This window comes from Lelliottia wanjuensis (genome assembly GCF_030238365.1).
Taxonomy (GTDB): Bacteria; Pseudomonadota; Gammaproteobacteria; order Enterobacterales; family Enterobacteriaceae; genus Enterobacter; species Enterobacter wanjuensis.
This window is the reverse complement of sequence record NZ_JASSOT010000049.1, coordinates 112,114-134,646: the sequence shown is the minus strand read 5'-3', so window position 1 is coordinate 134,646 and position 22,533 is coordinate 112,114. Positions and strand designations below refer to the sequence as shown.

21 protein-coding genes and 2 tRNA genes are annotated in these 22,533 nt (G+C 56.3%); 9 read left to right on the top strand and 14 right to left on the bottom strand.

Annotated elements, in window-relative coordinates:
* Positions 1 to 215: 215 nt before the first annotated feature.
* The 8 genes from QQF33_RS05445 to syd all read right to left on the bottom strand — a co-directional run bounded on the left by QQF33_RS05445 (position 216) and on the right by syd (position 8,616).
* Positions 216 to 1,352 (bottom strand): glycerate kinase, encoded by a 1,137-nt coding sequence (locus QQF33_RS05445; RefSeq protein ID WP_285157500.1) that lies wholly within the window; start codon positions 1,350 to 1,352, stop codon positions 216 to 218.
* Positions 1,353 to 1,440: 88 nt separating this feature from the next.
* A complete protein-coding gene (gene gudD / locus QQF33_RS05440) occupies positions 1,441 to 2,778 on the bottom strand; it encodes a glucarate dehydratase (protein ID WP_285150872.1) in 1,338 nt (445 codons plus the stop codon).
* 16 nt (positions 2,779 to 2,794) lie between these two features.
* Positions 2,795 to 4,135 (bottom strand): enolase C-terminal domain-like protein, encoded by a 1,341-nt coding sequence (locus QQF33_RS05435; RefSeq protein WP_285157499.1) that lies wholly within the window; start codon positions 4,133 to 4,135, stop codon positions 2,795 to 2,797.
* Positions 4,135 to 5,490 (bottom strand): galactarate/glucarate/glycerate transporter GudP, encoded by a 1,356-nt coding sequence (gudP, locus tag QQF33_RS05430; protein WP_282492783.1) that lies wholly within the window; start codon positions 5,488 to 5,490, stop codon positions 4,135 to 4,137. Before gudP ends, QQF33_RS05435 begins: the two co-directional genes overlap by 1 nt.
* A 374-nt stretch (positions 5,491 to 5,864) precedes the next feature.
* Entirely contained in the window at positions 5,865 to 6,314 is a 450-nt protein-coding gene (locus tag QQF33_RS05425; RefSeq protein WP_285150875.1) for a flavodoxin, read from the bottom strand.
* A 21-nt stretch (positions 6,315 to 6,335) separates the two neighbouring features.
* The gene (gene truC, locus QQF33_RS05420) at positions 6,336 to 7,115 is read right to left on the bottom strand and encodes a tRNA pseudouridine(65) synthase TruC (RefSeq protein WP_285150876.1); all 780 of its coding nucleotides are present in this window, start codon (positions 7,113 to 7,115) and stop codon (positions 6,336 to 6,338) included.
* Positions 7,112 to 7,441 carry a YqcC family protein gene (locus QQF33_RS05415; RefSeq protein WP_282492780.1) on the bottom strand — a complete coding sequence of 110 codons (330 nt, stop codon included), beginning with the start codon at positions 7,439 to 7,441 and terminating at the stop codon, positions 7,112 to 7,114. Before QQF33_RS05415 ends, truC begins: the two co-directional genes overlap by 4 nt.
* Positions 7,442 to 8,070: 629 nt before the next feature.
* Entirely contained in the window at positions 8,071 to 8,616 is a 546-nt protein-coding gene (gene syd, locus QQF33_RS05410; protein WP_285150877.1) for a SecY-interacting protein, read from the bottom strand.
* Between the two features lie 69 nt (positions 8,617 to 8,685).
* On the opposite strand from syd, the gene queF reads away from it, so the two are divergent.
* From queF to xni, 5 genes are all read left to right on the top strand, one after another.
* Entirely contained in the window at positions 8,686 to 9,528 is an 843-nt protein-coding gene (gene queF, locus QQF33_RS05405) for an NADPH-dependent 7-cyano-7-deazaguanine reductase QueF (protein WP_285150878.1), read from the top strand.
* Between the two features lie 111 nt (positions 9,529 to 9,639).
* A complete protein-coding gene (ppnN, locus tag QQF33_RS05400; RefSeq protein WP_282492777.1) occupies positions 9,640 to 11,004 on the top strand; it encodes a nucleotide 5'-monophosphate nucleosidase PpnN in 1,365 nt (454 codons plus the stop codon).
* Positions 11,005 to 11,511: 507 nt separating this feature from the next.
* Positions 11,512 to 12,801 carry an HAAAP family serine/threonine permease gene (locus tag QQF33_RS05395; protein WP_282492776.1) on the top strand — a complete coding sequence of 430 codons (1,290 nt, stop codon included), beginning with the start codon at positions 11,512 to 11,514 and terminating at the stop codon, positions 12,799 to 12,801.
* 61 nt (positions 12,802 to 12,862) lie between these two features.
* On the top strand, positions 12,863 to 14,230 hold the full coding sequence (locus QQF33_RS05390) for an L-serine ammonia-lyase (RefSeq protein ID WP_285143746.1): 1,368 nt from the start codon (positions 12,863 to 12,865) through the stop codon (positions 14,228 to 14,230).
* A 108-nt stretch (positions 14,231 to 14,338) separates the two neighbouring features.
* Positions 14,339 to 15,094, top strand: coding sequence for a flap endonuclease Xni (gene xni / locus QQF33_RS05385; protein ID WP_285150879.1), 756 nt, complete (start codon positions 14,339 to 14,341; stop codon positions 15,092 to 15,094).
* A gap of 160 nt (positions 15,095 to 15,254) precedes the next feature.
* Here xni and rlmM read toward each other — a convergent pair whose 3' ends face one another.
* The 4 genes from rlmM to QQF33_RS05365 form a co-directional block, all read right to left on the bottom strand.
* On the bottom strand, positions 15,255 to 16,355 hold the full coding sequence (gene rlmM / locus QQF33_RS05380) for a 23S rRNA (cytidine(2498)-2'-O)-methyltransferase RlmM (protein WP_282491559.1): 1,101 nt from the start codon (positions 16,353 to 16,355) through the stop codon (positions 15,255 to 15,257).
* Positions 16,348 to 16,743 (bottom strand): DUF423 domain-containing protein, encoded by a 396-nt coding sequence (locus QQF33_RS05375; protein WP_095283190.1) that lies wholly within the window; start codon positions 16,741 to 16,743, stop codon positions 16,348 to 16,350. The genes rlmM and QQF33_RS05375 overlap by 8 nt, the downstream gene beginning before the upstream one ends.
* A 46-nt stretch (positions 16,744 to 16,789) precedes the next feature.
* On the bottom strand, positions 16,790 to 17,704 hold the full coding sequence (gcvA, locus tag QQF33_RS05370; RefSeq protein ID WP_095283191.1) for a glycine cleavage system transcriptional regulator GcvA: 915 nt from the start codon (positions 17,702 to 17,704) through the stop codon (positions 16,790 to 16,792).
* Between the two features lie 349 nt (positions 17,705 to 18,053).
* A complete protein-coding gene (locus tag QQF33_RS05365) occupies positions 18,054 to 18,281 on the bottom strand; it encodes a YgdI/YgdR family lipoprotein (RefSeq protein WP_282491558.1) in 228 nt (75 codons plus the stop codon).
* 191 nt (positions 18,282 to 18,472) lie between these two features.
* Between QQF33_RS05365 and csdA the strand changes: the two genes are divergently transcribed.
* Together csdA and csdE are read left to right on the top strand one after the other, a co-directional pair.
* Positions 18,473 to 19,678, top strand: a complete 1,206-nt coding sequence (gene csdA, locus QQF33_RS05360) for a cysteine desulfurase CsdA (RefSeq protein WP_285150880.1) — start codon at positions 18,473 to 18,475, stop codon at positions 19,676 to 19,678.
* Positions 19,678 to 20,124 (top strand): cysteine desulfurase sulfur acceptor subunit CsdE, encoded by a 447-nt coding sequence (csdE, locus tag QQF33_RS05355; RefSeq protein ID WP_285143749.1) that lies wholly within the window; start codon positions 19,678 to 19,680, stop codon positions 20,122 to 20,124. Before csdA ends, csdE begins: the two co-directional genes overlap by 1 nt.
* On the opposite strand, the gene tcdA is transcribed toward csdE, so the two are convergent.
* On the bottom strand, positions 20,115 to 20,921 hold the full coding sequence (gene tcdA / locus QQF33_RS05350; protein WP_285143750.1) for a tRNA cyclic N6-threonylcarbamoyladenosine(37) synthase TcdA: 807 nt from the start codon (positions 20,919 to 20,921) through the stop codon (positions 20,115 to 20,117). The two genes, csdE and tcdA, sit on opposite strands and share 10 nt — an antisense overlap.
* Positions 20,922 to 21,017: 96 nt before the next feature.
* Positions 21,018 to 22,115 (bottom strand): murein transglycosylase A, encoded by a 1,098-nt coding sequence (gene mltA, locus QQF33_RS05345; RefSeq protein WP_285143751.1) that lies wholly within the window; start codon positions 22,113 to 22,115, stop codon positions 21,018 to 21,020.
* 208 nt (positions 22,116 to 22,323) lie between these two features.
* On the opposite strand from mltA, the gene QQF33_RS05340 reads away from it, so the two are divergent.
* Together QQF33_RS05340 and QQF33_RS05335 are read left to right on the top strand one after the other, a co-directional pair.
* Positions 22,324 to 22,400, top strand: a tRNA-Met gene (locus QQF33_RS05340).
* A gap of 54 nt (positions 22,401 to 22,454) precedes the next feature.
* A tRNA-Met gene (locus QQF33_RS05335) sits at positions 22,455 to 22,531 on the top strand.
* Positions 22,532 to 22,533: the final 2 nt, after the last annotated feature.

Here is a 22,533-nt window from a genome sequence, read left to right as displayed (position 1 = left end):
GAAGGAACGCGTATGTGCCGGGATGAGAAAACTGCTCCAGCTGGCTTATGGCGTGGTGAAATCCGGACGAGAATTTAATGCTGAAATACCGCTTGCCGGATAACCGACAAGACGGTATCTCTCCCACAGGGAGAGGGAGAAAACCGAGGCGAGGGAGTTGAAGCCGCACCGTACAGTCCCCTCTCCCTGTGGGAGAGGGTTAGGGTGAGGGGAAATTACCCCATCCCCATTTTCAACACCGCCGCAATATTCCGCGCCGCCAGCCGCACATTCACTGCCGCACTCTCCAGCGCCTCTTCCAGCGTGCACACCCTATAAATCACACTGAACACCGCGTCGATCCCGTGCTGATGCACCACGCCGACATCCGCCGTCAGGCTGCCCGCAATTCCGATCACCGGCTTGTTGTAGCGTTTAGCCACCTTCGCCACGCCAACGGGGACTTTGCCGTGGATCGTCTGGCTGTCGATACGCCCTTCGCCGGTAATCACAAGATCCGCATCAGCAACTTGTTTATCCAGATTCAGCGCGTCGGTGACAATCTCGATCCCCTGGCGCAGCTCGGCGCCGCAAAACGCATACAGCCCCGCGCCCATACCGCCGGCCGCCCCGCCGCCTTCAAGATTGAGGACGTCGATATCCAGATCGCGGGCAATGATTTTCGCGTAGTGTGTTAACGCGTCATCCAGTCTGTCGATCATCTCCGGCGTCGCCCCTTTCTGTGGGCCAAACACCGCCGATGCCCCTTCTTCCCCCGTCAGCGGATTAGTAACGTCGCAGGCCACTTCAATCCGACAATCAGCCAGGCGCGAGTCCAGCTCGCTGATATCAATGCGCGCCAGCTTTTCCAGCTCGCCGCCGCCGAGACCAATCGGATTGCCGTCACCATCCAGCAGCTTCGCCCCCAGCGCCTGCACCATCCCGGCCCCGCCGTCGTTGGTCGCGCTGCCGCCGATGCCGATGATGATATGTTTCACCCCCGCATCCAGAGCGTGACGAATCAGTTCGCCCGTGCCCCAGGAGGTGGTTTTTAGCGGATTGCGTGAGGAAGGCGCGACCATCTCCAGGCCGCTCGCTGCCGCCATTTCAATGAATGCGCTCTGCTCGTCGCCCGATAATCCGTAAAACCCTTCGGCGTTTTCGCCCAATGGCCCCGTGACCCGCACCTTGATAATGCCGCCCTGCGTGGCCGCGACCATCGCCTCAACCGTCCCTTCGCCGCCGTCGGCAACAGGCAGTTTGACGTAGTCCGCGTCCGGGAAAATCTCGCGAAATCCCTGCTCGATCGCCGTCGCCACCTCAAGAGCACTCAAACTCTCCTTGTACGAGTCCGGTGCGATTACAATTTTCATAAGCCATCCTTACGCCTGTTGACTGGATTGAGCATACACCCGCGCGGAAAACAAAAATGCCGACTCCCGCAGGAACCGGCATTCACACTTAGCGCACCATGCACGGGCGCTTGTTGTTAAACGTCCAGTCCGGGATGAGATATTGCATCGCCATCGCGTCGTCGCGCGCGCCGAGACCGTGTTTCTGATAGAGCTCGTGCGCTTTCATCAGCTGATCCATATCCAGCTCGACGCCCAGCCCCGGCGTGGTCGGCACCTGCACCATCCCGCCTTTAATCTCGAACGGCCGTTTGGTCAGGCGCTGATTGCCCTCCTGCCAGATCCAGTGGGTATCGATAGCGGTAATGTTGCCCGGTGCGGCGGCGGCTACGTGGGTGAACATCGCCAGCGAAATATCAAAGTGGTTGTTGGAGTGCGAGCCCCAGGTCAGGCCGAACTCATGGCACATCTGCGCCACGCGCACGGAGCCCTGCATGGTCCAGAAGTGCGGGTCCGCCAGCGGGATATCGACGGACTGCAGCGACAGCGTGTGGCCCATCTGACGCCAGTCGGTGGCAATCATGTTGGTCGCCGTCGGCAGACCGGTTGCGCGGCGGAACTCGGCCATCACTTCACGCCCGGAGAAGCCCTGCTCTGCCCCGCACGGATCTTCTGCATACGCCAGCACGCCTTTCAGCTGTTTGCCGATGCCAATCGCTTCATTGAGTGACCAGGCTCCGTTCGGATCGAGGGTCACGCGCGCCTGCGGGAAGCGTTTCGCCAGCGCGACAATCGACTCGGCCTCTTCTTCGCCCGCCAGTACGCCGCCCTTCAGTTTGAAATCGTTAAAGCCATATTTTTCGTAGGCCGCTTCCGCCAGCCGTACCACCGCATCCGGCGTCATGGCTTCGTCGTGACGCAGGCGATACCAGTCGCATTTTTCATCCGGCTGACTCTGATACTCCAGCGGAGTCAGTTTGCGATCGCCGACGAAGAACAGATAGCCGAGCATTTCGACTTCGCTGCGCTGTTGACCTTCGCCCAGCAGCGAGGCGACGTTAACGCCCAGGTGTTGACCCAGCAGATCCAGCATCGCGGCTTCGATCCCGGTCACCACGTGAATGGTGGTGCGCAGATCGAAGGTTTGCAGCCCGCGCCCGCCCGCATCGCGGTCGGCAAAAGTACCGCGCACGGCGTTTAAGACATTTTTGTATTCGCCAAGGGTTTTGCCCACCACCAGCGGGATGGCGTCTTCCAGGGTTTTGCGGATCTTCTCGCCGCCTGGGATTTCACCCACACCCGTGTGGCCGGAGTTGTCTTTGATAATCACAATGTTGCGGGTGAAGAACGGAGCATGGGCACCGCTCAGGTTCATCAGCATGCTGTCGTGGCCCGCGACGGGAACAATCTGCATGGACGTAACAACAGGAGTAGAAAACGTGTTCATCGTGCAATCCTTTTGATTAGTGGCGACCGAACGCCGGGCGTTTGCGGTCAAATGTCCAGCCGGGAACGAGATACTGCATTGGGCCCGCGTCATTGCGCGCGCCGCCTGGCAGCGTCTTGTACAGCTCGTGCGCCTTGTGGATCTGATCCCAGTCCAGCTCGACGCCCAGCCCCGGCGCATCCGGTACGGCAATCTTGCCGTCTTTAATCTCCAGCGGATTTTTGGTCAGGCGCGCGTCGCCCTCCTGCCAGATCCAGTGCGTATCGATAGCCGTTGGTGTGCCCGGCGCCGCGGCCCCAACGTGGGTGAACATCGCGAGCGAAATATCGAAATGGTTGTTCGAGTGACAGCCCCAGGTCAGGCCCCAGTCGTCGCACAGCTGCGCGACACGCACCGCGCCGGAGAGCGTCCAGAAGTGCGGATCGGCCAGCGGAATATCCACTGAATTGAGCATGACCGCATGGCCCATTTCGCGCCAGTTGGTGGCGATCATATTGGTTGCCACCGGCAGCCCCGTCGCGCGGCGGAACTCGGCCATCACCTCGCGACCGGAGAAGCCCTGCTCGGCTCCGCACGGATCTTCCGCGTAAGTGAGGACGTCGTTCAGCCCTTTGCACAGCGAAATCGCCTCGTCCAGCAGCCAGGCCCCGTTCGGATCGACGGTGATCCGCGCATCCGGGAAGCGTTTTTTCAGGGCGCGGGCGCTGTCGATCTCCTGCTCGCCAGGCAGAACACCGCCTTTCAGTTTGAAATCTTTAAAACCGTAGCGATCCTGCGCCGCCTCGGCCAGGCGCACCACCGCCTCGCTGGAAAGGGCTTCCTGATGGCGCAGGCGATACCAGTCGTGATTCCCCGGCGTTTCGGACAGATACGGCAGATCGGTTTTCGTGCGATCGCCCACGTAGAACAGATACCCGAGCACGGTGACCGCGTCGCGCTGTTTACCCGGCCCCAGCAGTTCGCACACCGGCACGTTCAGCGCTTTGCCAAGCAAATCCAGCAGCGCCGCTTCAAGCGCCGCCACGGCGTTCACCCGCAGCTCAAACGTCCAGGCCCCTTTGCCGAAGGTATCAAAATCGGCGGCCTGATTACCTTTGTGGACCTGCTGCACCACTTTGTTCAGGCGCGCAATCTGCTGGCCGACGACCATCGGAATGGCGTTCTGCAACGTCTGGAGGATCACTTCCCCGCCCGGCGCTTCACCCACGCCGGTGTTTCCGGCGCTGTCCGTGAGCACCACGATGTTGCGGGTAAAACAGGCGTTATGTGCCCCACCGATATTGAGCAGCATGCTGTCGTAACCGGCCACCGGGATGACCTGCATATCAGTAATCACTGGACTTGATTGAGTATTCATCATGCACGCCCCGCGACCGGTTTGAGTTCAACGCGTTTGATATCGCCCACCAGCACCAGATAGCTGAGGACCGCCACCAGAGCATGGACGCCGACGTAAATCAGCGCGCCGTTGAAGGAGCCGGTGGTGCCGACGATATAGCCGATGGCGATCGGGGTAACGATGCCGGAAATGTTGCCGAACATGTTGAACAGCCCGCCGCTGAGACCGCTGATCTCTTTCGGTGCGGTATCCGCCATCACCGCCCAGCCCAGCGCGCCGATGCCTTTGCCGAAGAAGGCCATCGCCATAAAGCCGATAATCATCCACTCGGCGTTGACGTAGTTACAGAACACCATCGTCATGGAGAGCAGCATGCCCAGCACAATTGGCGTTTTACGCGCGATATTCAGCGAACCGGTGCGGCGCATCAGCCAGTCGGAGATCACCCCACCCAGCACGCCGCCGATAAAGCCACACACCGCCGGAACCGAGGCGACAAAGCCCGCTTTCAGAATCGACATGCCGCGCGCCTGCACCAGATAAACCGGGAACCAGGTGATGAAGAAGTAGGTTAAGGCGTTGATGCAGTACTGCCCGAGATAGATGCCGATCATCATCCGCGAGCCAATCAGCTGTTTGATTTGCGCCCACTTCTGGCTGAAGGGTACTTTGGCTTTATCGCTTTTCAGATCCATGTTGATCAGCGCGCCACCTTCGGCGATGTACTCCAGCTCTTTCTTGTTCACGCCCGGATGTTGATTGGGTTCGTAGATCACTTTCAGCCAGACAAAGCTGATGATGATCCCGAGTCCACCCATGAAGAAGAAGACGTGCGACCAGCCCACCTCGTGGGTCAGCCAGCCCATGATCGGGGCGAAGATCACCGTGGCGAAATACTGTGCGGAGTTAAAAATCGCCACCGCAGTGCCCCTCTCCTGCGCCGGGAACCAGGCCGCGACGATGCGGCTGTTGCCAGGGAAGGACGGCGCTTCCGCCAGACCAACGAGGAATCGTAAGGTGAAGAGTGCAACGATGATGCCGAAGCCGTTGAAGATATCGACGAAGCCCTGCAGCAGGGTAAACATCGACCAGATAAAAATGGACCAGAAGTAGACGCGTTTCGAGCCGAAACGGTCGAGCAGCCAGCCGCCAGGGATTTGGCCAATCACGTAGGCCCATGAGAATGCGGAGAAGACGTACCCCATGCCGACCGGATCGAGGCCGATATCTTTTGCCATTTCGGAACCGGCAATCGACAGCGTGGCGCGGTCGCCATAGTTGAAGGACGTGACGATAAACAGCATCACCACTATCCAGTAGCGAGCATTGGTGCGCTTCTCAGCGCTGCTCGCCGCTTGGCTTAATGTACTCATTGTTGCACTCCTGAATCTTGGCTTACGCCAGGTTCATTCTGTACGACATAACCTGTAGGGTAATCAGAATGAGAGGTTAGTGTTTTGCAGTGTTGGTACGGCTTTCCTGAAATAACGGCGCCGTTTTATTGTCTCTGACTGCATTTTTAGTAACTGACGGGGAAAGTATATGTAAGGGGAGGCCGCTCCCTCACCGTGCATCACCACAACATTGGCGGGCAGGTCAGAGGTTGTTTGTGGCAAAAGCCCAGGGGAGTGGAAGATGGTTCACGAAAATGGGGAAGAGTGTGAGCTTGATTGCCGGGTGGCGGCTGCGCCTTACCCGGCCTACAAAACCGTAGGCCCGCGTAAGCGAAGCGCCACCGGGCAAAGGGTCAGTTGAGCAATGAGCCCCACTGCTCAACCCACGGATTGGACTGGCTTTCTGGCTCCGGGTGTTCACCGGCGTCGATCATCAGCATCTTACCGATGCGCTGCGCGCTTTGCTCCTGCAGCAGGGCATCGAACTGCTTACCGCCGCCGCAGAAATTGGCGTAGCTGCTGTCACCGAGGGCAATAATGCCGTAGCGCGTGTCCGGCTGATAACCCAGTTTGTCTTTGATGGCCTGGAAGAGCGGCACGATGCTGTCCGGCAGATCGCCCTGCCCGGTTGTGGATGTCACCACCAGAACGTACTGATCTTTGTATTTTTCCCAGTCGGCGAGCTCCGGATCTTCGTAGACCGTCGCTTTGTGCCCCTGACCAATCAGGATCGCTTCGGCCTCTTCGGCCACCAGCAGCGAATTACCGTACATTGTGCCGACAAAAATGCCTACTTCAGCCATGCTTCACTCCCTTCATTATCGCTATTGCTGTTCATCCTGAACGTTGCTCGCCACAAACTCAACCCTTTCATTTTCGGGGAGTTGTCCCATCCAGCCAAACTGTGACAGCGCCTGCATCCAGACGTCATCCAGCCCCGCGCGGATCACCAGCGGCTCGCCGGTAAACGGATGGGTCAGGCTCAGTTGGCTGGCGTGCAGCATCAGGCGGTTGCAGCCGAAATGTTCCGCGGCGCTGCGGTTCTGGCGCAAATCGCCGTGCTTGCTGTCGCCGATGATCGGGTGACGCAGATGGGAGAGATGACGGCGCAGCTGATGCTTGCGCCCGGTATGCGGCTCGAGTTCAACCAGACCGTAGCGGGTGGTCGGAAATTTTCCGGTGGCAACAGGCATTTCGACCGTCGCCAGACCGCGATAATCGGTCACCGCAGGCTGCGGCTCTTTATCGTCGCGGGCAAATTTATCGGCGATTTTATCCAGCTCTTCGACCAAAGGATAATCAAGGGTCGCTTCATCCATTAGCCAGCCGCGTACGATGGCGTGATAGCGTTTTCGAATCTGATGCTGTTCGAACTGCTGGGACAACAGACGCCCGGCCTCGCTGGAAAGCCCCATCAGCAGTACGCCAGAGGTGGGTCTGTCGAGACGATGAACGGTAAACACGTGCTGACCAATCTGGTCGCGCACGGTCTGCATCACCACCACTTTCTCATCGCGATCCAGCCAGCTACGGTGAACCAGCCAGCCCGACGGCTTATTGACTGCGACCAGCCACTCATCCTGGTAGAGGATCTCAATGGTCATGCCTGGCCGCCGGAAAAGAGCGTGTCCAGACGTTGCAGTTCGATCAGCACGACTTCGCGCACCGGATGCTGGGCATCCAGCGCCATTTCGTAATACGGGGCGACGGCAAAATCGTGCGGGAGCGGATAACCCCCGTCCAGCAGGGCATGCAGACGCGGGATAAGCACCCACTGCAGCCACTCAAAGGGCTCAAGGGTGTCGAGGCAGAAAGGCTGGGTGCTTTCGAATGCCTCTGGCTGCGGCGCCGTTTCCTGCCACAGCTGATGGTGGCGCAACAGAGCTTCGATGGCGTGCAACTGGGCACGAACGCTGTCGTTATGCGTCATAAAAACCTCAACGGAAAAACTGAACGGCGCGCAGCATAGCATTCCGGGGCGCAGAAATAAAAAAAGGGAGCACTGTATAAACAGTGCTCCCGGTTCGTTCCGCAGCAATCCAGCTACAATTTGTGCTCCCTGCTCGTCCGTGACAACTTTTCCAGTGGCCGTGAGGCCTGATCGTCCGTAACCGCGCATCCTGCTCACATCATCCTGATGTGATTGTTTCATCCTGAAACGTCCTGGCCTTCCTGACCCACCGGGCATCATGTCCGGTTCTCATTCTCCGTCCTGGAGGTGTCCTTTACGCGTCCTGCGTGTTCCTTTTGCTTCAATCCTGAAGCCTTCCTGTTGCGCCATCCTGACGTGTCCTGTGTGAGAAACGTCATCATCCTGATGTTCGTCTCTCGTGTCGTCATCCTGTCGACGGACATAGAATCCCTTATTAAGCTTCGTCTTACAACCCACGCTCACAGAATTACCGAACTCATTAATTCGGTAAAAGTGAGGATTTAAAGATTCAACACACTGAAACTAATAGATTTTTAACTAATAAACGCGCTAATGCTGCCAATGAATTTCGGCGATCTCTCACAAACCTTGTAAGAGATCTCTCACAAACGCTGTAGGTCAAAGGATTACAAAACAGGGTCGAGTTGATTCAGGAAATCCGCAAGTGAAGGGGCGAGAACATCGCGTTTGCGGGTGCCGAGCGTCTCTTTGATCACTTCGCCATTCAGGTTAGAGACGGCGATCACATCCAGTTCGCTGTCGAGGGTGGCGATAAACAGAGTCGGTGCAAGCTTCAGGCGTTTTTGCGTCACCAGATGACCGATCAGGTTCTCCTGAACGCGCTGGAAATCCTCTTCGCTCCAGGTCTGCAGCAGGGTCATCGTTTCATTCCCGAAACGGGCGCGCATATCCCCGGCAAATTGTGTGGTGTAAAACGCATGAACGGCAGGTTGTACCACGATGTCCATGGCGCGCTCAACCGCATTTACATTCTGCTCCAGCGTGAAGGGCTGCGGCTGCCAGATGATTTTGTCGTCGAGCGTCGTGATGATGCACGGTGACGGGACGCCGTATAACTCTTCACTTTGCGGCCAGGTTTCATTCTGTTGATGCCAGGCATCGCAATAGCGCGTAGTGAACGCCGTCAGGGCATTTGCAGTCTCGATATCCACCGATTTCTCTCTTCACGTAAGACAGGATAAACTTGTGCCTATAGTTTACCTGCAAAGTGACAATGAAACATGTCTTACGAAAATCATCAGGCGTTATCCGGCTTAACGCTCGGCAAATCGACCGCCTACCGCGACATCTATGACGCCACCCTGCTGCAGGGGGTTCCGCGCAGTCTGAACCGCGATCCGCTGGGGCTGACCGCCGATGCGCTGCCCTTCGTCGGCGGCGATATCTGGACGCTGTACGAACTCTCCTGGCTGAATGCGCGCGGTCTGCCGCAGGTCGCGGTCGGCCACGTGGAGCTGGATTACGCCAGCGTGAATCTGGTGGAATCCAAAAGCTTTAAGCTCTATCTCAACAGCTTTAACCAGACGCGGTTTGACTCCTGGGACGAAGTGCAGCGCACGCTGGAACGCGATCTGAGCGCCTGCGCACAGGGCAACGTGACGGTGGCGCTGTATCGCCTGCATGAGCTGGAAGGCCAGCCGGTCGCGCATTTTCACGGCACCTGTATCGACGATCAGGATATCGCCATCGACAGCTACGAGTTCAGCACCGACTACCTGCAAAATGCCGCGGGCGAAAAAGTGGTTGAAGAGACGCTGGTCAGCCACCTGCTGAAATCCAACTGCCTGATCACCCACCAGCCAGACTGGGGCTCCGTGCAAATTCAGTATCGCGGCCCGAAAATCGACCGTGAAAAACTGCTGCGTTATCTGGTCTCATTCCGCCATCACAACGAGTTTCACGAGCAGTGCGTCGAGCGCATCTTCAATGATATCCAGCGCTTCTGCCAGCCTGAGAAACTGAGCGTTTACGCGCGTTACACCCGTCGCGGCGGGCTGGACATTAACCCGTGGCGCACCAACACGGACTTTGTTCCGGCGACCGAACGGTTGGTTCGTCAGTAAATATTTATTAAATATGCGTACTCTATTCCGCGTCTAAGGTTGTGAAACGTCATAAGCCAGGGCTATTGTAATCAACAGGGAAAGAAGATCTTCATCCCGTAAGGAGCTCACTTGATTACACATATTAGCCCGCTTGGCTCAATGGATATGTTGTCGCAGCTGGAAGTGGACATGCTTAAACGCACGGCCAGCAGTGACCTGTATCAACTGTTTCGTAACTGTTCCCTTGCCGTTCTGAACTCCGGAAGCCTGACAGATAACAGTAAAGAGCTGCTGTCACGCTTTGAAAGCTTTGATATCAACGTATTGCGTCGCGAACGCGGCGTGAAGCTTGAAGTCATTAATCCGCCGGAAGAGGCCTTTGTCGACGGGCGAATCATCCGCTCCCTGCAGGCCAACCTGTTCGCCGTGCTACGCGACATCCTGTTTGTTAACGGACAAATTCACAATGCCGGGCGCTTCCAGCACCTGAACCTGGAAAGCTCGGCACACATGACTAACCTGGTCTTCTCCATTCTGCGCAACGCCCGCGCCCTGCACGTCGGCGAAGCGCCGAACATGGTGGTCTGCTGGGGTGGTCACTCCATCAATGAAACCGAATATCTCTACGCCCGCCGCGTGGGGACTCAACTGGGTCTGCGCGAACTGAACATCTGCACCGGCTGCGGTCCGGGTGCGATGGAAGCACCGATGAAAGGCGCAGCCGTGGGTCACGCCCAGCAGCGCTACAAAGAGGGCCGATTCATCGGGATGACGGAACCGTCCATCATTGCTGCAGAGCCGCCGAACCCGCTGGTGAATGAGCTTATCATCATGCCGGATATCGAAAAGCGTCTCGAAGCCTTCGTGCGCATTGCCCACGGAATCATCATCTTCCCGGGCGGCGTCGGCACGGCGGAAGAGCTGCTGTATCTGCTGGGTATTCTGATGAACCCGGCGAACAAAAATCAGGTCTTACCGCTGATCCTCACCGGGCCAAAAGAGAGCGCCGATTACTTCCGCGTGCTGGATGAGTTTATCGTTCACACCTTAGGTGAAGCGGCGCGTAGCCACTATCGCATCATCATTGACGATGCGGCTGAAGTGGCGCGTCAGATGAAAAAGGCGATGCCGCTGGTGAAAGAGAACCGTCGTGATACGGGGGATGCCTACAGCTTTAACTGGTCGATTCGCATTGCGCCGGATCTGCAGAAGCCATTTGAGCCGTCCCATGAAAACATGGCGAACCTGAAACTGTATCCGGATCAACCGGTGGAAGTGCTGGCGGCGGATCTGCGTCGCGCGTTCTCCGGCATCGTGGCCGGTAACGTCAAAGAGGTGGGCATTCGCGCCATCGAAGAGCACGGCCCTTACAAAATCCACGGCGACAGCGAGATGATGCGCCGCATGGATGATCTTCTGCAGGGCTTTGTCGCCCAGCATCGTATGAAGTTGCCCGGTTCAGCCTATATCCCGTGCTACGAGATCTGTGCCTGACCGCAAATTTCACTTCATGTTTAAGCCGGGGATCCCCCGGCTTTTTAATTTCTGCTGATAAAACATAGATATTACTTATCTTATTTACAATTCCATTCACCACGCAAACGATTACCTGCATTTTGCGACCGTGGTTTATCAGCCTTAATCTAAATTAACTGCAAGAAAAAACTAAAAATCACCATCTTTGCAGCGAAACCCACGTATCTCACCGTCTGAGCTTTCACGCCGTATGTCGTTAATGGTAGCCTTCGCGCCCGTAAATCCGCTTTGACGTTTTATTAACAGTTTTTTGGTCTAAATATGCCCACTTCAAAAGTGGATTATTGCATTTGGGATCAGGATCACTGATACATTCATCACTTAAATGTATCTTTCCGCCCGCCAATAGTTACGGGCAAAAATTATAAAAAAACCGTCATTGAACGAATTTCATATTACCGTCAGGCCATTTTTCATCGGAATTGACTAAAAAGCCTGACAAATTGCTTCCTCCAGGAGAAATAGATGGAAACCACTCAAACCAGCACCATTGCTTCGACAGAATCCCGAAGTGGATGGCGCAAAACGGACACCATGTGGATGCTGGGCCTGTACGGTACAGCAATCGGCGCGGGTGTCCTGTTCCTGCCTATCAACGCAGGCGTTGGCGGTCTGATTCCGCTGATCATCATGGCTATCATTGCTTTCCCGATGACTTACTTTGCACACCGCGGCCTGACCCGTTTTGTGCTGTCCGGTAAAAACCCTGGCGAAGACATCACCGAAGTGGTTGAAGAACACTTTGGCGTCGGCGCAGGTAAACTGATTACCCTGCTCTACTTCTTCGCGATTTACCCGATTCTGCTGGTTTATAGCGTGGCGATTACTAACACCGTTGAAAGCTTCATGACGCACCAGCTGCACATGACGCCGCCACCGCGTGCGATTCTGTCTCTGATCCTGATTGTCGGCATGATGACCATCGTTCGTTTCGGCGAGCAGATGATTGTTAAGGCGATGAGCGTGCTGGTCTTCCCGTTCGTGATTGCCCTGATGGTGCTGGCGTTCTACCTGGTTCCACAGTGGAACGGCGCAGCGCTGGAAACTCTGTCCCTGAGCAGCGCATCTGCCACCGGTAACGGCCTGTGGATGACTCTGTGGCTGGCGATTCCGGTAATGGTCTTCTCCTTCAACCACTCCCCGATCATCTCCTCTTTCGCCGTCGCGAAACGTGAAGAGTACGGTCAGGGCGCAGAGAAAAAATGTTCCAGCATCCTGGCCCGCGCTCACATCATGATGGTTATCACCGTGATGTTCTTCGTGTTCAGCTGCGTACTGAGCCTCTCCCCGGCAGACCTGGCCGCGGCGAAAGCGCAGAACATCTCGATTCTGTCTTACCTGGCTAACCACTTTAACGCACCGCTGATTGCCTGGATGGCGCCAATCATCGCGATTATCGCTATCACCAAATCCTTCCTCGGCCACTACCTGGGCGCACGTGAAGGCTTTAACGGTATGGTGATTAAATCCCTGCGCGGTAAAGGCAAAACCATTGAAATCAACAAACTGAACAAAATCACTGCCCTGTTCATGCTGTTGACCACCTGGGCTGTTGCGACCATGAACCCGAGCATCCTCGGCATGATCGAAACCCTGGGCGGCCCAATCATCGCGATGATTCTGTTCCTGATGCCGATGTACGCGATTCAGAAAGTCCCGGCAATGCGTAAATACAGCGGCCATATCAGCAACGTCTTCGTTGTGATTATGGGCCTGATTGCCATCTCCGCGATTTTCTTCTCTCTGTTCAGCTAATACCTCCTGCGCCGTCTTCGGACGGCGCACTCCTCCTCTGACTGATAGCCATGGACGCATCATGATTAGCGTATTCGATATCTTCAAAATCGGTATTGGACCTTCCAGCTCTCATACTGTCGGGCCAATGAAAGCCGGTAAACAATTCACGGATGACTTGATTTCACGCGGCATTCTGCACGACGTCACGCGCGTGGTTGTAGATGTGTACGGCTCTCTGTCCCTGACGGGCAAAGGCCACCATACTGACATCGCCATTATCATGGGCCTGGCGGGGAACCTGCCGGATTCCGTTGATATTGATTCAATCCCTGGATTCATTCAGGACGTGAATACCCATGGCCGCCTGCTGCTGGCAAACGGCGAGCATGAGGTCGAATTCCCGGTTGATAAGTGCATGAACTTCCATGCCGACAACCTCTCCCTGCACGAGAACGGGATGCGAATCACCGCCCTGGCAGGCGAAACGGCGATTTACAGCCAAACTTATTACTCCATCGGCGGCGGTTTTATCGTCGACGAAGACCACTTTGGTCTGGCCAGCGACTCCTCCGTTGCGGTGCCTTATCCGTATAAAAATGCGGCAGATTTACAGCGTCATTGTGAGGAAACCGGTCTGTCACTCTCCGGCCTGATGATGAAAAACGAGCTGGCGCTGCACAGCAAAGAAGAGCTGGAGCAGCACTTCAAAAACGTCTGGGATGTGATGCGCGGCGGTATCGAGCGCGGGATCACCACCGAAGGCGTTCTGCCGGGCAAACTGCGCGTCCCGCGTCGTGCTGCTGCATTGCGTCGTATGCTGGTAAGCACCGACAAAACCACAACCGACCCGATGGCGGTCGTGGACTGGATCAACATGTTCGCGCTGGCGGTTAACGAAGAAAACGCCGCTGGCGGACGCGTGGTCACTGCGCCGACTAACGGCGCGTGCGGTATCGTTCCGGCGGTTCTGGCGTACTACGACAAATTCATCCGCGAAGTGAACGCTAACTCGCTGGCGCGCTATCTGCTGGTCACCAGTGCGATTGGCTCGCTGTACAAGATGAACGCGTCGATCTCCGGTGCCGAAGTGGGCTGCCAGGGCGAAGTCGGCGTGGCCTGTTCCATGGCGGCGGCGGGCCTGACGGAGCTGCTGGGCGGTAGCCCAACGCAGGTCTGTATCGCGGCGGAAATCGGCATGGAACATAACCTCGGACTGACCTGCGACCCGGTTGCCGGGCAGGTACAGGTGCCGTGTATCGAGCGTAACGCGATTGCTTCCGTGAAAGCGGTCAACGCCGCACGTATGGCCCTGCGCCGTACCAGCGAGCCGCGTGTTTGTCTCGATAAGGTTATCGAAACCATGTACGAGACAGGGAAAGATATGAATGCCAAATACCGCGAAACCTCGCGCGGCGGACTGGCCATGAAGATCGTCACCTGCGATTAAAACTGTGCGCCTCGCTTTTGCGAGGCGCCTTCCCAATTCCCTCTCCTCTCGTAGTTTCATCCTGCTGACAGTGTTACCCTTTATTCATCAACAGAAGGGAGATTATCTGTGGCTGTTCATTTGCTTATTGTCGACGCGCTCAACCTGATTCGCCGTATTCATGCGGTGCAAGGCACGCCCTGTAAGGACACCTGTCTGCACGCGCTGGAGCAGCTGATTCGCCACAGCCAGCCCACGCACGTGGTCGCCGTGTTCGACGATGAAGCGCGTAATACCGGCTGGCGTCATCAGCGTTTACCGGACTACAAAGCCGGACGCGCCCCGATGCCAGAGGATCTGCATGCAGAAATGCCCGCCATTCGCGCCGCCTTTGAGCAACGTGGCGTGCCGTGCTGGGGCGCTCATGGCAACGAAGCCGACGATTTAGCCGCCACCCTGGCGGTAAAAGTCGCGGGGGCCGGACATCAGGCCACCATTGTCTCCACGGATAAAGGCTACTGCCAGCTGCTTTCCCCGACTATTCGCATCCGGGATTACTTCCAAAAACGCTGGCTGGATGCGCCGTTTATCGCCAGCGAATTTGGCGTCTCACCGCAGCAGTTGCCGGATTACTGGGGACTTGCCGGGATCAGCAGCTCAAAAGTACCAGGCGTCGCCGGGATTGGCCCCAAAAGCGCAGCCCAGCTGTTAACGGATTTTCAGGATCTGGAGGGGATTTACGCCCATCTGGAAGAGGTCCCCGAGAAGTGGCGCAAGAAGCTGGAGTCGCACAAAGAGATGGCATTTATCTGCCGGGACGTGGCGCGGTTACAGACGGATTTACAGTTAGACGGGAATTTGCAGCAGTTAAGGCTGGAGCGGTAAGCTCAGCGAAGTTATTTGCCGGTCGGCACAGTTTCCCCTCTGCGGTCTGATGCCCTCACCCCGCCCTCTCCCACAGGGAGAGGGTGAAAACATAAAAAACGGTAACCAGGGTTACCGTTTTGCTTTTACCTCGAAGCGCCACCGGGCACAACAACAGGCACTATCGCTCGTCGCGACGACCACCAACCGCAGCCCACCAGCGGCGAACATGGACCGTCACTTCTTCACGGTCATGGTACAGCTGACGCGCCTGAATTTCGGCGTTGATGCCCTGCGCATTCAGCTGCTCCTGAATATACGCCAGGTTCTGGGACACCTCTTCGTAGCGCTTTTTCATCGGCAGCTTGAGGTTGAAGATCGTCTCACGACACCAGCCGTTTACCAGCCAGGAAGCCATCAGCGCAGCCACTTTCGCCGGTTTCTCCACCATATCGCACACCATCCAGGTGATGTTGTTGCGGGTCGGGCGATAGCGGAAACCATCTTCACGCAGCCAGGTCACCTGCCCGGTATCCATCAGGCTTTGCGCCATCGGGCCGTTATCGACAGATGAAACCCACATGTTGCGCTTCACCAGCTGATAGGTCCAGCCGCCAGGGCAAGCCCCCAGATCCACGGCATACATGCCGTTCGCCAGGCGCTCATCCCACTCGTCGGCCGGAATAAAGACGTGGAACGCCTCTTCCAGTTTCAGCGTTGAACGGCTTGGCGCATCGGACGGGAACTTAAGGCGCGGGATGCCCATGTAAAACGGCGAGTTGTTCGTCGTGTAGGAATACCCGGTATAACAGCAGCCAGGGGCGATAAAGAAGACATGCACCACAGGGCGCTTTGGCGTCTCATAGTTTGTCAGCACGCCCACCTCACGCAGCGCGGCGCGCAGCGGAACGGTGAATTTGCGGCAGAACTTCATCAGCTCTTTGCTTTCGTTGGTATCCGCGACTTCAACGCGCAGATCGCCGCCCTTCTCAACCACGCCCTGCAGCATGCCGGAGATCGGGGCAATACGATCGTCTGGCGGCAAATCGGTCAGCAGCTCGCCCGCGGCAAACATCTGACGGGCGAAAATCAACGAGCTGAAGGGTAACTTGCTGACGATCTTATCCGCATCATCAGGCTGATAGCACTCGAAGACCACATAGCCCGAGTGCTCTTTAACGCGGGCAAAGCCGAAGACGTCCAGACGTGACGCTTTGTCCGTAATTTCCGCGGCGCACTCTTTCTCAAACCCCGGGCGACAATATAAAACAACCTTACTCATGAACAACGCCCCTGCGTTTCAGACGGATAGCTCCGATAAACATCAATACCCACCCGGCGAGGAAACTGACGCCGCCGACGGGTGTAACAAACGCCCACAGGCGCAAATGTGACAGTGCGAGGCAGTACAAGCTGCCGCTAAACAGTACGGTTCCGAGCGCGAGAAACACGCTGCTCCAGTAGAACCAGATGCTAATCCGGCGCTGCATCGCCACCGCGAGGCCAAAGATGGCCAGCGTGTGAAACGCCTGATATTCAAGGCCGGTCTGGATCCAGCCCATTTCAACAACCCCTAAGGACTTGCTTAACACGTGCGCGCCAAACGCGCCCAGTGCGACAAAAATAAAGCCACTCACCGCGGCAAAAATCAGCATGAAACGGCTGGTCATGTGTCTGTCCTAAAAGTTATGCGTGCCCGGCACACAAAAGAGATGATCATTCGTAACGAAAGCGGAATTTTTCTTGCTCATGTGCCGCCTTCGCCAGTATCCACTGCCGGAAGGCGGCTATTTTACCCAGTTCTGCCTGACTGTCATGACAAACCAGATAAAACGCATTCTTACTGACCAGAACATCATTAAACGGGCAGACCAGGCGGCCTGCCTCAATTTCGGACTGCGCCATCACGTTGTTGGCCAACGCCACGCCCTGTCCGTGTATGGCAGCCTGTAACACCATCGCACTGTGGCTAAAGATGGGGCCATGCTGCACATTAATATGATTAAGACCCAACTGGCGGGTATAAGTTTGCCAGTCGCGGCGAGAAGCATCGTGTAAAAGCGTATGTTGCGCCAGATCGGCAGGCGTTTTCAACGCTTTGTCACCGGTCAGCAGCAGCGGTGAGCACACCGGCAGGAGATATTCTGCGTATAATTTTTCAACACGCAAGCCTGGCCAGTTGCCGCGACCATAAAAAATCGCCACGTCGACGTCATCCGCCAGTTTGTCTTCCTGACGGTCGACCGCCTGGATCCTGACGTCGATTCCCGGATAAGCTGAGTTAAAGCTAGAGAGTCTTGGCACCAGCCAATGAATGGCAAAACTGGGCAATAAACTGACCGTCAGCGCCCCTTTTGCACTTCGCGCCTGAAGTTTGCGCGTGGCCTCGGTGAGCTGAGAAAAAATGTCTTTGATATCCTGAAAATAGCTCTGCCCTTCTTCCGTCAGAAGCAGCGAACGGTTGCGGCGACGGAACAGCTTAAGCCCCAGGAAATCCTCGAGAGACTTGATTTGATGACTTACTGCGGCCTGCGTCACAAAAAGCTCATCGGCCGCGCGCGTGAAGCTCAGATGGCGCGCTGCGGCATCAAAAACTCGTAATGCATTGAGGGGTGGTAATCGCTTCGACATGGTTATCAGGCTTAGATGTTAAAGGTATTTAACACATAGGAAACAACGTTTAACCTATTAGTTTTTTTTATCTGAGCCATTATAATTTGTCCGTTGAGGAACTACCAGCAAATACCTATAGTGGCGGCACTTCCTGAGCCGGAACGAAAAGCTTTTTTTGGAATGCGTGTTCTGAAGGGCTTTTGGCTTACGGTTGTGATGTTGTGTTGTTGTGTTTGCAATTGGTCTGCAATTCAGATCACGGTAGCGAAGCTACCCTTTTTTCACTTCCTGTACATTTACCCTGTCTGTCCATAGTGATTAATGTAGCACCGCCTATTTGCGGTGCTTTTTTTTGGTCTAAATTTCCTTATTTATCAAGCTCAACCATCTCTTTCACGTCAGTGCGGTTGATCTGCTGCTTGTTCCCGTTCGCATCCTTATACGAGATCATCCCGGTCTCATTATCGGTTTTTGGTTTCCCGTCAGAGACGATGGTTCGACCGTCATTGGTATGCATCACGTAGTTGTTACCAGAACAGGCGCTCAGGGCAAAAGTCATTACACAGGCAGAAAAGATTGCGGCAGTCTTGTTCATAATTTTCTCCATTAGCAATTAATGCTATTTAATCCTCGATTTAAAACAGGCTAAAACATTCACCTAACACTATTCAGCATAACCTGCTTCTCAGGACCTGCCAGGACAAACAGACAATTCCGATAGCGATCAACAACCTTGCCCTGCCGCCAAAAGTGCGCGACGATCTCAGTATTGATATGAGGAATTCCATGAACGCTTTCACTCCTGCGCACTTTCGCGCACAGTTCCCGGCGCTGGCCGATGCCGGTGTTTATCTCGACAGCGCCGCCACAGCGCTTAAGCCGCTGGCCGTGATCGACGCGACAAATCAGTTCTACAGCCTGAGTGCCGGGAATGTGCATCGCAGTCAGTTTGCCGAGGCGCAGCGTTTGACCGCGCGCTACGAGGCCGCCCGCGATCAGGTCGCGCGTCTGCTGAACGCCGAAAGCGGCAAAAATATCGTCTGGACCCGTGGTACCACTGAGGCCATCAATATGGTCGCGCAGTGTTACGCGCGCCCTCTCCTGCAGCCGGGGGACGAGATTATCGTCAGTGAAGCCGAGCATCACGCGAATCTGGTGCCCTGGCTGATGGTCGCGGAACAAACCGGCGCACAGATCGTCAAACTGCCGCTGGGCACTGATTTGCTGCCCGACGTCTCACGTCTTCCTGAACTCATCACCCCACGCAGTCGGATTCTGGCCCTCGGCCAGATGTCGAACGTCACCGGCGGTTGCCCGGATCTTGCCCGCGCCATTGACATCGCCCACCGCCACGGGGTGATCGTGATGGTCGACGGAGCACAGGGCGTGGTGCATTTCCCGGCAGACGTTCGCCAGCTGGATATCGACTTTTACGCCTTCTCCGGCCATAAACTCTACGGCCCGACCGGGATCGGCGCGCTCTACGGCAAACCGGCGCTGCTGGCGCAGATGACGCCCTGGCTGGGCGGTGGGAAGATGATCACCGAAGTGAGTTTCGACGGTTTCAAAACCCAGGAGATCCCTTATCGCCTCGAAGCCGGAACGCCAAACGTTGCGGGGGTCATTGGTCTGAGCGCCGCGCTGGAGTGGCTGGCCGATACCGATGTGGTGCAGGCGGAAAGCTGGAGCCGCGGGCTGGCAACGCTGGCAGAAGAAGAGTTAAAAAAACGTCCGGGGTTCCGATCTTTCCGCGTTCAGGATTCCAGCCTGCTGGCCTTTGATTTTGCCGGCGTTCATCACAGCGATATGGTCACCCTGCTGGCCGAATACGGCATCGCCCTGCGCGCCGGGCAGCACTGCGCCCAGCCGCTTCTTGCGGCACTTGGCGTCAGCGGTACCCTGCGCGCCTCGTTTGCTCCTTACAACACGCAAAGCGACGTCCACGCCCTGGTGGCGGCCGTCGATCGCGCCCTTGAACTTCTGGTGGATTAATGACGAGCTCATCCTTAGCCGGGCATCCTTTCGGCAGCGTGATCACCGAAGAGACGCTGCGAAACACCTTCCTCCCGCTCACCCAGTGGGAAGATAAATACCGCCAGCTGATCCTGCTGGGCAAACAGCTCCCCGCCCTTTCTGACGAGCTTAAAGCGCAGGCGAAAGAGATCGCAGGCTGCGAAAACCGCGTCTGGCTCGGTGTGACGACCTCTGGGGATAAACTGCATTTCTTTGGCGACAGCGAAGGCCGCATCGTGCGCGGCTTGCTGGCGGTGCTACTCACCGCCGTGGAAGGTAAAAGCGCGGCGCAACTGTTGAATGGCGATCCGCTGGCTCTTTTTGATGAGCTGGGGCTGCGCGGTCAGCTGAGCGCCTCCCGCAGCCAGGGGCTGACCGCACTCAGCGAAGCAGTGCTGAATGCGGCCCGTCAGGTTCAGGCCTGACGGCTAGCTTTAGCCATCATTTTCTTCAGGGCGTGAGAGACCGCGACGAACCCAAAGGTCGCGGTGACCATCGTCGCCGCGCCAAAACCGGAGGCGCAGTCCATCCGTTTTGGCCCTTCGGCGGTGCTTTTCATCGCGCAGACGGAACCGTCTGACTGCGGATAGACCAGCGCTTCAGTTGAGAATACGCAGTCCACACCGAGCTTCCCTTTGCTGTTCTTCACCACGTTAAAATCGCTTTTCAGCCTTTCACGCAGTTTGGCCGCCAGCGGATCCTGAATGGTTTTCGCCAGATCGGCGACCTGGATCTGCGTCGGATCGATCTGACCGCCCGCGCCGCCGGTGGTCACTAAGGGAACCTTGTAGCGGCGGCAATAGGCTATCAGGGCCGCTTTCGGACGCACGCTGTCAATTGCATCAATCACATAGCTAAACCCTGCGCCCATGTATTGCGCCACATTATCGGGCGTCACAAAATCATCGATCACCGTCACGCGGCATTCCGGGTTAATCAGGCGAATGCGATCGGCCATCACTTCCGCTTTCGCCAGACCGACGTTATCGCGCAGGGCGTGGATCTGACGGTTAGTGTTGGTGACGCACACATCATCCATATCAATGAGCGTAATCGCGCCAATGCCGGTACGCGCCAGCGCCTCGGCCGCCCAGGAGCCGACTCCGCCGATGCCGACGACGCACACGTGTGCATCCGCAAACAGTTGCAGGGCTTTTTCACCATATAAACGCGCTGTGCCGCCAAAACGTTGACGCCATGCATCGCTGATTAACGCAGACATAAGACCTCAGGATGTAAAAAGGGTGAGGTTTTATCCTCACCCTGCCCTTCTCTATAGATGAGAAGGCGGTAAATATTACGCGCTAGATTACCACACTCAGCCGCTGAAAACGTTGCCAGCACCTGCTGCAGGTTTGAGTACCCATACGCGGCCATAATGGTTATACCAGCCCGCTCGGTGACCAGCATCAGAGCCAATACCCTGATAAATATCGAAGTGCTGGCCTTTAATCGCCCCACCGACATCCAGCGCCACCATCAGGCGTAATTCATACTGGCCGCTAAATTTGCCGTTGTTGTCGAGAGTCGGCACTTCTGCCAGCAGCGTAGTGCCCGGTGGAATAATAGAACGATCGGAAGCCACCGACGCCCGGCCAATCAGCGGAACCGCGCTGGCCCCTTTCACTGGCGCAAAGTTTTGCGGTTTAAAGAAGACGAAGGACGGGTTCTGCTCCAGCAGCTCGCGCACTTCTGCTTCGCTGTGTTTTTCGCCCCACTCGCGGATGGCCTGCATCGACATATCTTCTTTCTTTACTTCCCCACGGTCGATCAGCACTTTGCCGATACTGCGGTAGGCGTGGCCGTTTTTACCGGAGTAGCTAAAGAAGTTCAGCGGTGAACCATCGCCATAATCAATGTATCCGCTGCCCTGCACGTCCATGATGAAGTTATCCATCAGCGAGTTGCTGTAGGCCAGCACATAGGTTTCGTTCAGCGCACCGGCATAGATGTCCGCGCGAGACGGCAGACGACCACGTTTTGGCGGCATGCGGTAGATAGGATACTGGAACTCGCCCTGGCGGGTGTGCCGCGCCTGGACAACCGGCGTGTAGTAGCCGGTGAACTGGACGTTGCCGTAGTTATCGGCCCCTTCCATCTGCCAGGCGTCAATGCCGTACTGACGCATGGTGCGCGTATCTCCGCCTGCACGCAGCCAATCTTGCACAGCGTTATAGATGCTGTTCTGCGAACCGTACAGACGCGGCGACGCAGTGCGGATCTGGTTGACCTGCTCAGCAAAGTCACCCGCGTTGATCGGGGCACCGACGGCATCCGGCTGATTAACTAAAGAGAAAGGCTGGGAGAACTTCCCGTCTTTATATTGCTGACCGCGATCGGTCGGTTTAGAGCTACAGGCCGCAAGAATCGCTACCATTGCGCCCGTCATCAGATACTTCGCCCAACGTCCTTTCATTATATCTCGTCTTTAAGTTGCCCTGAGTCGCTATAAAGAAGATAACAAACCCCTCAGGCTAATGAAATCTGATAGCGCATCCTGAGGCAGGTTTTGCGCAATAATCATACGGATAACGCGATGTCGTTCAAATTACGTACTAATTTAGGAATTTATGTGAAAAAGGGTTGCATCAAAAACCTATCCGAGTATAGTGCGCATCCACGGACGCGGGGTGGAGCAGCCTGGTAGCTCGTCGGGCTCATAACCCGAAGGTCGTCAGTTCAAATCTGGCCCCCGCAACCAATTAAAATTTGATGCAGTACTTTCTACGATGTTTTTGCTCAGTAGAAAGACGGACGCGGGGTGGAGCAGCCCGGTAGCTCGTCGGGCTCATAACCCGAAGGTCGTCAGTTCAAATCTGGCCCCCGCAACCAAT

What these genes read in the sequence shown, in the direction of transcription:
- gudP (WP_282492783.1), bottom strand. Translation starts at nt 5,490, where the DNA reads ATGAGTACATTAAGCCAAGCGGCGAGCAGCGCTGAGAAGCGCACCAAT.
- gcvA (WP_095283191.1), bottom strand. Translation starts at nt 17,704, where the DNA reads ATGTCGAAGCGATTACCACCCCTCAATGCATTACGAGTTTTTGATGCC.
- csdA (WP_285150880.1), top strand. Translation starts at nt 18,473, where the DNA reads ATGAACGCTTTCACTCCTGCGCACTTTCGCGCACAGTTCCCGGCGCTG.
- QQF33_RS05390 (WP_285143746.1), top strand. Translation starts at nt 12,863, where the DNA reads ATGATTAGCGTATTCGATATCTTCAAAATCGGTATTGGACCTTCCAGC.
- truC (WP_285150876.1), bottom strand. Translation starts at nt 7,115, where the DNA reads ATGACCATTGAGATCCTCTACCAGGATGAGTGGCTGGTCGCAGTCAAT.
- rlmM (WP_282491559.1), bottom strand. Translation starts at nt 16,355, where the DNA reads ATGAGTAAGGTTGTTTTATATTGTCGCCCGGGGTTTGAGAAAGAGTGC.
- QQF33_RS05375 (WP_095283190.1), bottom strand. Translation starts at nt 16,743, where the DNA reads ATGACCAGCCGTTTCATGCTGATTTTTGCCGCGGTGAGTGGCTTTATT.
- mltA (WP_285143751.1), bottom strand. Translation starts at nt 22,115, where the DNA reads ATGAAAGGACGTTGGGCGAAGTATCTGATGACGGGCGCAATGGTAGCG.
- QQF33_RS05395 (WP_282492776.1), top strand. Translation starts at nt 11,512, where the DNA reads ATGGAAACCACTCAAACCAGCACCATTGCTTCGACAGAATCCCGAAGT.
- tcdA (WP_285143750.1), bottom strand. Translation starts at nt 20,921, where the DNA reads ATGTCTGCGTTAATCAGCGATGCATGGCGTCAACGTTTTGGCGGCACA.
- csdE (WP_285143749.1), top strand. Translation starts at nt 19,678, where the DNA reads ATGACGAGCTCATCCTTAGCCGGGCATCCTTTCGGCAGCGTGATCACC.
- QQF33_RS05435 (WP_285157499.1), bottom strand. Translation starts at nt 4,135, where the DNA reads ATGAATACTCAATCAAGTCCAGTGATTACTGATATGCAGGTCATCCCG.
- gudD (WP_285150872.1), bottom strand. Translation starts at nt 2,778, where the DNA reads ATGAACACGTTTTCTACTCCTGTTGTTACGTCCATGCAGATTGTTCCC.
- QQF33_RS05445 (WP_285157500.1), bottom strand. Translation starts at nt 1,352, where the DNA reads ATGAAAATTGTAATCGCACCGGACTCGTACAAGGAGAGTTTGAGTGCT.
- QQF33_RS05365 (WP_282491558.1), bottom strand. Translation starts at nt 18,281, where the DNA reads ATGAACAAGACTGCCGCAATCTTTTCTGCCTGTGTAATGACTTTTGCC.
- queF (WP_285150878.1), top strand. Translation starts at nt 8,686, where the DNA reads ATGTCTTACGAAAATCATCAGGCGTTATCCGGCTTAACGCTCGGCAAA.
- QQF33_RS05415 (WP_282492780.1), bottom strand. Translation starts at nt 7,441, where the DNA reads ATGACGCATAACGACAGCGTTCGTGCCCAGTTGCACGCCATCGAAGCT.
- QQF33_RS05425 (WP_285150875.1), bottom strand. Translation starts at nt 6,314, where the DNA reads ATGGCTGAAGTAGGCATTTTTGTCGGCACAATGTACGGTAATTCGCTG.